At 62.7% G+C, this 9,278-nt stretch carries 7 protein-coding genes; 3 read left to right on the plus strand and 4 right to left on the minus strand.

Annotated elements, in window-relative coordinates; genetic code table 11:
* Positions 1 to 45 precede the first annotated feature (45 nt).
* On the minus strand, positions 46 to 870 hold the full coding sequence (gene ppsR / locus DEH80_RS15490; RefSeq protein WP_109721425.1) for a posphoenolpyruvate synthetase regulatory kinase/phosphorylase PpsR: 825 nt from the start codon (positions 868 to 870) through the stop codon (positions 46 to 48).
* A 159-nt stretch (positions 871 to 1,029) separates the two neighbouring features.
* Here ppsR and ppsA point away from each other — a divergent pair, with 159 nt between their 5' ends.
* A complete protein-coding gene (ppsA, locus tag DEH80_RS15495; RefSeq protein WP_243412829.1) occupies positions 1,030 to 3,399 on the plus strand; it encodes a phosphoenolpyruvate synthase in 2,370 nt (789 codons plus the stop codon).
* Between the two features lie 63 nt (positions 3,400 to 3,462).
* Here ppsA and DEH80_RS15500 read toward each other — a convergent pair whose 3' ends face one another.
* From DEH80_RS15500 to DEH80_RS15510, 3 genes are read right to left on the minus strand one after another with little or no spacing between them, the layout of a single operon-like run.
* Positions 3,463 to 4,668, minus strand: coding sequence for a sensor histidine kinase (locus DEH80_RS15500; RefSeq protein WP_133249281.1), 1,206 nt, complete (start codon positions 4,666 to 4,668; stop codon positions 3,463 to 3,465).
* Complete coding sequence (locus DEH80_RS15505) at positions 4,665 to 6,428, minus strand: putative bifunctional diguanylate cyclase/phosphodiesterase (RefSeq protein WP_109721428.1); 1,764 nt, start codon at positions 6,426 to 6,428, stop codon at positions 4,665 to 4,667. The genes DEH80_RS15500 and DEH80_RS15505 overlap by 4 nt, the downstream gene beginning before the upstream one ends.
* A 15-nt stretch (positions 6,429 to 6,443) precedes the next feature.
* Entirely contained in the window at positions 6,444 to 6,896 is a 453-nt protein-coding gene (locus tag DEH80_RS15510) for a response regulator (protein ID WP_109721429.1), read from the minus strand.
* A 220-nt stretch (positions 6,897 to 7,116) separates the two neighbouring features.
* Here DEH80_RS15510 and DEH80_RS15515 point away from each other — a divergent pair, with 220 nt between their 5' ends.
* Both DEH80_RS15515 and DEH80_RS15520 read left to right on the plus strand, forming a co-directional pair.
* Complete coding sequence (locus DEH80_RS15515; protein ID WP_165831509.1) at positions 7,117 to 7,968, plus strand: DMT family transporter; 852 nt, start codon at positions 7,117 to 7,119, stop codon at positions 7,966 to 7,968.
* A complete protein-coding gene (locus tag DEH80_RS15520; RefSeq protein ID WP_109721431.1) occupies positions 7,965 to 9,017 on the plus strand; it encodes an MBL fold metallo-hydrolase in 1,053 nt (350 codons plus the stop codon). Before DEH80_RS15515 ends, DEH80_RS15520 begins: the two co-directional genes overlap by 4 nt.
* The last annotated feature ends 261 nt before the right edge of the window (positions 9,018 to 9,278 follow it).

Consider the following 9,278-nt stretch of genomic DNA (forward strand, 5'->3'; position numbering starts at 1 on the left):
TCCACTGCCCGGCTGCTTCGCAAGTCTGTACCCCCGCCTCCGCTGTCAGAAGCTGTGGCGACGCAGGTTCTTCTCCTGCATCACCATGGTGGCGATCTCCTCCACCGACATGTTGGTCGAATCTGAATACGGCACGCTGAATTTCTTATACAGCTTGGTTGCCTGACGCAGCTCATAGCTGGTCTGTTGGATCGATGCGTACTTGCTCCCCGGCCGTCGCTCCTCGCGAATCTGCGACAGGCGCGTGGCATCGGTGATCAGCCCATACAGCTTGTGCTGCTGGTCTTTTAGCGGCTTGGGCAGCTGTCCCGTTTCCAGGTCTTCCTCGGTGAGCGGATAATTGGCCGCAAACACGCCATGCTGGAGTGCCAGATAAAGCGATGTGGGCGTCTTGCCGCAGCGTGAGGGCGCGATGAGCACCACATCCGCCTTGTCCAGCTTGCGCAGCGACTGTCCGTCATCATGCTCCAGCGCAAAGTTCATGGCATCGATCCGCGACGCATAGCGCTTGGTCGATGGCCCGTGCGCCCGCCCAGAGGCATGCGCCCAGGACAGCTGTAGCTCTTCTTCCACGGTGGGAATGAAGGTGTCGAACAAGTCCATGAACAAGGCGTTGGCCTGCTTGAGCTTTTGTCGCACGGAATCCGTCACGGTGGTGCTGAAGACGATCGGCCGAACGCCGTCCTCCCGTGCGGCGTGGTCGATATAGGCCACCACCGAATTCGCCTTGTCATCCGTATTAACGAAAGGAAAGGTCAGCGACTGGAAATCCACGCCATCGAACTGGGTCAGCAGGCTATTGCCTAGTGTTTCCGCGGTAATTCCGGTGCGGTCGGATACAAAAAAGACGCGTCTTCGCGTGTCTGGCATTGCGGGCTCCCCGATCTCGCACAGCGATGAATGTGCGGCCTATCGATTAAGAAAGTCGGCCACGCGCCGAAGCGGCAGCCCAAGCAGGCTAGAATAGCCGACCCTGCGCCTGGCGCCCCCGCGCCGGCCCTGGCATTCAACGACAAGAGAGGCACGCACGTGGAAGACGCGACCATCGTCTGGTTCAAAGATCTCGGCATGGGTGATGTCGAGCGGGTCGGCGGCAAGAACGCATCGCTCGGCGAAATGATTTCCAACCTCGCCGGTGCCGGCGTCAGCGTGCCCGACGGGTTTGCGACCACGGCCGACGCCTACCGCGAGTTTCTCAAGCACGAAGGGCTGGACGATCGCATCAATGCGGCGTTGGATGCGCTGGACATCGAGGATGTCGAGGCCCTGGCCGCCACCGGCAAACAGATTCGCGAATGGGTGGGCAAGGCGCCCTTCCCCGCCAAGCTGGAAGCCGACATCCGCGATGCATTCAAGACGCTGTCCGCCGGCCACGACGTCTCGGTGGCAGTCCGCTCCTCCGCCACCGCCGAAGACTTGCCGGATGCCTCCTTTGCCGGCCAGCAGGAAACCTTCCTGAACATCCGCGGCATCGATGCCGTGCTGGAAGCCATCAAGGATGTGTTCGCCTCGCTGTTTAACGACCGCGCGATTTCCTACCGAGTCCACCACGGCTTCGATCACAAGCAGGTTGCGCTATCGGCGGGTATCCAGCGCATGGTCCGCTCGGATATCGGCGCCTCGGGCGTCATGTTCACCATGGATACGGAATCCGGCTTCCGCGACGTCGTATTTGTCACGGCCTCCTGGGGGCTGGGCGAAGCCGTGGTCCAGGGCGCGGTCAACCCGGACGAGTTCTACGCATACAAGCCGAACCTCAAGGCGGGCAAGCCGGCCATCGTGCGTCGCGGCATCGGTTCCAAGGCCATCAAGATGGTCTACACCCAGGACAAGACGGTCGGCAAGACCACGGAATTCGTCGACACCGCCCCCGAAGAGCGTAGCCAGTTCTGCCTGGAGGCCGAGGATGTCGAAGCACTGGCACGCCAGGCCGTGATTATCGAGGAGCACTACGGCCGCCCCATGGATATTGAATGGGGCAAGGACGGCGAGACCGGCGAACTGCTCATCCTGCAGGCGCGCCCGGAAACCGTGCAAAGCCGCAGCAGCGCCAGCACGCTGGAACGTTTCAAACTGGCCGGCAAGGGCAAGGTGCTGGCTACCGGGCGCGCGATCGGTGCTCGCATCGGCGCGGGCAAGGTCCGGGTCCTGGACGATTTGTCTGAAATGCACCGGGTCCAGCCTGGTGATGTGCTCGTCACCGACATGACGGATCCCGACTGGGAGCCGATCATGAAGCGCGCGTCGGCCATCGTCACCAACCGCGGCGGCCGAACCTGCCACGCCGCCATCATCGCCCGGGAGTTGGGTATTCCGGCGGTGGTCGGCACCGGTGATGCCACCGAACTGCTCAAGGATGGCCTGGACGTCACCGTGTCCTGCGCCGAAGGCGATACCGGCATGATTTACGCCGGACAGCTCGAGTTTTCGGTCGACGAGATTGCGTTGGATAAGATGCCCGAGGCGCCACTCAAGATCATGATGAACGTGGGCAACCCGGACCGGGCCTTCGATTTTGCCGGGCTGCCGCACAAAGGCGTTGGTCTGGCCCGTCTGGAATTCATCATCAACCGCATGATCGGCGTCCACCCGCGCGCCCTGCTGGAGTTTGACGACCAGCCCGCTGACATCCAGGCCACGATTCGCCAGATGATGGCGGGCTACACCGACCCGGTGAGCTACTACATCCACCGCATGGCCGAAGGCATTGCCACCATTGCCTGTGCGTTCGCACCCGAGCCGGTCATCGTGCGTATGAGTGACTTCAAGTCCAACGAGTACGCCAATCTGGTTGGCGGCGAGCGCTACGAGCCAGACGAGGAAAACCCGATGATCGGATTCCGCGGCGCCTCACGCTACGTGTCCGAGGATTTCCGCGCCTGCTGGGAGCTGGAATGTAAGGCCCTGCGCTATGTACGCGAAGAGATGGGCTTGACCAATGTCCAGATCATGATCCCGTTCGTTCGCACACTGGGCGAAGCCCAGGCCGTAACCGAGGCGCTGAAAGCCAATGGGTTGGAACGCGGAAAGCATGACCTCAAGCTAATCATGATGTGTGAACTGCCCTCGAATGCCGTGCTGGCCGAGCAGTTCCTGGAGTACTTCGATGGCTTCTCCATCGGCTCCAACGACATGACGCAGCTCTCGCTGGGCTTGGACCGGGACTCCGGTCTGATCGCACATCTGTTCGATGAGCGCGATCCGGCGGTCAAGGCGATGCTGTCGATGGCGATTCAGGCCTGCCGCAAACAGGGCAAGTACATCGGCATTTGCGGCCAAGGGCCCTCCGACCATCCGGACCTGGCCCAGTGGCTGCTCGATGAGGGCATCGAATCGGTTTCGCTCAACCCCGATACGGTGGTCGAGACCTGGATGCTGTTAGCCGGCAAGCAAATTTAGGACCGCTCGCCCCGGCAGCCATAGCTGTCGGGGCGAATCTTTCCCGCAGGGACGCAGCGCGGGCTAAAGCGACAGCACCTCGCCTTGTTCTAATGCAGGCAACAGCTCCTCTGGCGACGCCGGCAGGGCATCCGGCACGTCAAAGATGAACGTGCTGCCCTGGCCCGGACTGCTCTCGACGCGAATCCGCCCACCGCGCTTGTCCACCAGTTTGCGGACCAATGACAGGCCGATGCCCGTCCCCGGATACTCGGCGGTCGTGTGCAGACGCTTGAACACGCCGAAGATCTTTTCGCAGTCCTCGGCAGCCATTCCGATCCCGTTGTCCTTGACGGTAAACTGCCACCCCCCGGTCACCCGTTCGGCCGCAATTTCGATGATCGGTGCCTGCCCTTTCGGCTGAAACTTCATCGCATTGGCAATCAGGTTCTGGAAGATCTGCTGCAGCGCGCGCGCATCGGCCCGCACCGTTGGCAGCGACCCCACCTCGATTGTGGCCGCATTGGCTTCGATGTCTGCGCGCAACTGGTCCGTTACGCGGCCGACCACATCGGCGACGGCCACATCGTCGATCTCCGCGTCCGTGGAGTTGACCCGAGAGAGTTCCAGCAAGTCGTTAATGAGCGCCCGCATGTCGGTCACGCCATCCTGGATATAGGTCAAATACTCCTGTCCGCCCTCGTCCAGGGCATCTGAATAGCGCTTGCCCAGCAAACTGGAAAACGAGCCGATGGTCCGCAGCGGTGCCTGCAAGTCGTGGGAGGCAATGTAGGCGAACCGCTCCAACTCGGCGTTGGATTGCGTGAGTTGGTGAATGGTGTCGCGTAGCTGTCGCTCGGCGGCGGCGCGGCGCTGAATTTCCTTCTCCAGCCGCAGGTTGATGGCCTCCAGCTCGGTATTGCTGCGCATGGACAGCAACTTGGGAACCAGCGGTATCAACACAATGGCGGTGAGCACCGAGACCACCGCCGTGATGATCTTCACCACCCCTTCGAGGTAGTACACCGGCCGCCAGATCGTCCAGATCCCGAAGATATGGGTCATGCCGCACAGCAGAATAAAGGCCGCGAACAACGCCAGAACATGCTTGAAGGGCACGTCCTTGCGCTGGCGAACAAAGTGAACCAGCGTGACCGGGATCGAAAAATAGGCGAAGGCGATTAACGCATCCGCAATGACATGCAGCGCAATCAGGTCCGAGCGCATCAGAAAACAAACGCCATGCGGCATCAGCCCTGCGGGTCCGAACAAGGAATCCAACCAGCTCAAGATGCCACCCCCTCTGCCACTGCTGCAGTCGCCAGCCAAGCCCGGAACTGATCCGCACTGCTCGCAGCCTGCCACCAGTTGCCTTGCAGTCGGTCAAACGCATGCAATTGCTGCAAGCACCGCGCCTCATCCTCCGACTGAATACCGCAGGCCTCGACACCCCAGTCGAAGCCCTTGGCGACTGCCAGCATCGCACGGACCAGTCGGGCGGGCACGGGGTTCTGCGCCTCATCTAGCAAGGCCTCGATCAATGGTCGCCTCAGTTTGATGTGGTCGACCGCATGGCCCGCCACCTGCGGCAGAGGCACATCCGGGCTCCATAGCTGCAATGACAGCCGTACGCCGGCCTCGCGCAGTCGGGCCAGTTCGGGCGCGATTGCATCTGGCGCGATGCGGGGATCCGGTTCTAGCTCCAACTGCAGGCGCGCGGCCGGCACCTCATGGGTTTCCAGCGTCTGCAGCCACGTGGTCACCGCCGACGACTGAGACAGGCTCGCTGTCGTGGTGTTGATGGCGAGAAACTCCGGCGCGACGCCTTCGTCGATCCAGGCCGCGTACTCTCGCAACGCGGCCTCGAACAGCTGAGATTCCACCTGGTCTAACACCCGGTCCCGCCGGGCCGCCTGCACCAGATGCTCGGCCGTGTATTCCGCCCCTGCACCGTCACAACGCCAGCGCAGCAGCGCCTCCGCACCCACCATCGCCTGGCCCGTGCGATCGAAGATCGGCTGAAAGTAGGGCGTGAACTCTCGGTCGTTCACCGCCCGGCGCAAATCCAAGACCTGATCGCCGTCCGGAATCGTGCCCGGCGCGCCGCGCATCCGCTCGCTGTACACGACCACCTGTCCACGGCCCGACCGCTTGGCGGCGTACATGGCCATATCGGCGTTAACCAGCAATTTCTCCATGGACCGGCCATGTGCGGGGAACACGGAGACGCCCGCGCTTGCCCCAAGCTGTATGGCGTGGCCCTCGACTTCCGTGATGGCGCCGATCTGCCGGACGATGCGTTCGACAATGACATGCGCCCGCTGCTGCGCGGATTCGCCGCGTCCGAAATCTGTCAGGATCACCGCGAACTCGTCGCCGCCCAGCCGCGCAACATGGTCCGAATCGCGCACGGCTCCGCGTAGCACCTGCGCCACCTGAACCAGCACGGCGTCGCCCACGGAGTGGCCGTAGGTGTCATTCACCGGTTTGAACCCATCGAGGTCGACATAGCAAAACGCCAGCTCGGCGCCTGCACGCGACGCCGCCTTGACGGCTTGCGTCGCCTGCTCGTCGAACAACTGGCGATTGGCCAGCCCCGTCAGCACATCGTGACTGGCGTGGAAATACTGCTCCTCACGCTGCGCATCGATTTCCCGAACCAGGCGGTTGCGTTCGATGGCGTGGCGCAACACACGCAGCAAGGTGGCTCCGTCGTACTGATCCTTGAGCAGGTACTCCTGCGCTCCTAGCTTGAGTGCAGCCATGGCCGTGGCTTCGTCGTTCAACCCCGTCATCACCACTAGCGTGACCCCGTTTGCGGCCTCCAGCATGGCCTCGACGTTCTCGACGCCGGCGCCATCGGGCAAGTGCAAATCCAGCAGGATGCAATCAGGCAGCCGACGACCCAGTTCCTCCACCCCATGCGCCAGCGTGCTCGCATGGCGTAGCCGGACCGTGCCCGGACTGGCCACGTGTAGCCGTTCTTCGATGAGCCGGGCGTCGAGCTTGGAATCCTCGACCAGCAGCACATCGATGGTGAATTCAGACATGCGGGTTTCCGGGGCCTATACGGCGCCGAGCAGGTCCGGCTCCTTCGGAGGCAGCAACACCAGGTTGAACCAGAATCGCTCCAGCGTCTGCACCATGTCGGCAAACTGGTTCAGATCAACCGGCTTGGTCAGGTAACAATTCGCATGGAGGTCGTAGCAGGTGCGCACATCATTCTCAGCCTTCGAGGTGGACAAGACCAGGACGGGAATGCTGCGCAGTGCCGGGTCCTTTTTGACCTCGGCCAGGACTTCGCGGCCGTCCTTGCGGGGCAGATTGAGGTCCAGCAGGACTAGGTCGGGTACCGGGGTATCGGCAAACCGCCCCTCACGCCGCAGCATACCCATCGCCTGCTCGCCGTCGCGAGCCACCGTCAGCTCAAAATCCAGCGCAGTTTCACTGAGGATTTCCTGCGTCAACCGGACATCGGCAGGATTGTCCTCGACGAGCAGAATCTGTGCTTTTGCCATGCGCCACCTATTTAATGGGTTCGATCAAACGGTTCCGGTCATCGAGACTATCGGAAGCCGAGTGAAGTTTCTCTAAATCGCTGACCTAGTTGAACAATGCAATCAATTAGCCGGGTTTTGCGCCCGCCCGGACACCCACCGCCGCGACCATTTGATAAGCTACCTATCGATTCACCGCGTCTGGGCATCACGCCCGATGAGAGGCAAGTTCTGGTCCCGCATGCAGACTGACAACCCGCGCCTCGGCGCGGCCTATGCCGTTGCCGCCGGGGCACTGTTCGCCATCATGGGCAGCTTGATCAAGTTGGCCTCGGCGCAGCTGCCCAACGAGGCCATTGTATTTCTCCGGAATCTCGTCGCCGTGGCCGCCCTGCTCCCGATCTTTCTGGGTCGCCGGCGAGTCACATTCCGGACAAACCGGCTAGGCCTACATATCATGCGCGCGGCCTTCGGCGTTGCGGCCATGTACTGCTTTTTCTACGCCCTGGGACGGCTGCCGCTGGCTGATGCCATGCTGCTGAATTTCGCCATGCCGGTGTTCATCCCCTGGATTGCCTGGCTTTGGCTGGCCGAGCGCCCCCGCTGGCAGGTCCATGTCGCCACCGTGCTGGGCTTGCTCGGCATTGCTCTGATCGTAAAGCCCAGCGGCGCGATGGTCTCGGGCGCCGGACTCATCGGGGCCATGGCGGCCGTGTTTGCTGCCGTCGCCATGGTGACCGTACGGAAGTTGTCGTCCACTGAGCCGGCACCCCGCATCGTGCTGTACTTCGCCGCGCTGGCCTTGCTGCTCTCCGGCGTTCCGGCGTGGTTTCGATGGGAGGGGCTCGGCATCCATGCCGCGCTCATCATGCTGGGCGTGGGCCTTTGCGCCACGGCCGGCCAACTCTGCCTGACCCGAGCCTACGCGCTCGCCCGCGCTGCAGAAATTGGCACACTGGTGTACTGCACCGTGCCCTTCGCGGCCGCGTTGGGTTGGTTGTTCTGGGGAGAAGCCATGGATCGAGGAACCTTACTGGGTGCCATCTGCGTGATCGGGGCGGGTGCGCTGGCCAATCGGTGGCGCAAATCATGAGGCGCCTGCTCGTGCTGTTGGCCAGCCTGACAGCCAGCGCCTGTGCCCCGGTCTGGGACGGTGAACCCAATGACCACTTCGACGGGACGCGCTTTCATAACGATGTCCCGGTCCAGAAGTCGCTCCTTGACGTGCTGCGTTGGATGCTCAGCCGGGAACCCGAGGCGTGGCCTGAGCGGGTTGACGATCCACCCGAGGTCAGGCCGGCTACGCACGCCAATGACGGCGAACTGATCGTGACGCCAGTCAATCATGCGACGCTGCTCATCCAGATGGATGGCGTCAACCTGTTAACCGATCCGATCTGGTCGCAGCGCTGTTCGCCGGTACAGTGGGCCGGGCCTGCGCGTGTCCACGCGCCTGCCGTGCGATTGGATGACCTGCCGCCGATCGACCTGGTGCTGATCTCGCATAACCATTACGACCATCTCGATCTACCGACACTGGAAGCACTGGAGGCCGCCCACGCGCCCACGGTGATCGTCCCGTTGAATAACGCCTATCTGATCGAGCAGGCCGGCATTCCCCAAGAACGCATCATCGAACTGGACTGGTGGCAGGCGCACGCGCACGGCGCGGTCAACGTCACCGCGACGCCCGCCCAGCACTGGTCTCGGCGCGGGCTGGACGACGCCCGCAAATCGCTCTGGTCCGGTTTCTGGCTCGCCGGCCCTGCTGGCACCGTGTACTTCGCCGGCGACACCGGCTACGGGCCACTGTTCCAGCACATGCGAGCTCGATTGGGCGCACCGGATCTGGCGCTGTTACCCATCGGCGCCTATGAACCACGCTGGTTCATGCAAGCCCAACACATGAACCCCGCCGAAGCGGTCCAGGCGTTTGTCGACCTGGGCGCCGACAAGGCTCTGGGCATGCACTACGGCACATTTCAGCTCACGGATGAGTCGAGAACCGCACCGCTGGAAGCACTCGACGCCGCGCGGCGCGAGCGGCGGATTCCGCCCGACCGGTTCCAGGCCGCCGCCTTCGGAGCGGTGTACCGCCATGGCGCGGCTTCGACACTAGCGCAGGACCGACAGCGCCCCTAGCGATCGGCAGATTCGGGTTTGGTATGGGACCCTAGGGAAGCGCTGATTTATCTGCGCCACCAAGACGGAGCCGGTTTTCGCGCGAGCCCAGGCGGAGTGAGTGCCGCTTGGTCATTCCAAGTCAGCGAACGACAACGCAGGATCGCGGGAAAACCGGCCCGTTCCGTCTGGATTGCGCCTGCAAACAGGCCAGACTGCGTTGCTCGTCGCTCATTTGGAATGACCAAACTTCGCTCCTCGCGCCTTGCCTGGCCTGTTTGC

Source organism: Abyssibacter profundi (assembly GCF_003151135.1).
GTDB lineage: Bacteria > Pseudomonadota > Gammaproteobacteria > Nevskiales > OUC007 > Abyssibacter > Abyssibacter profundi.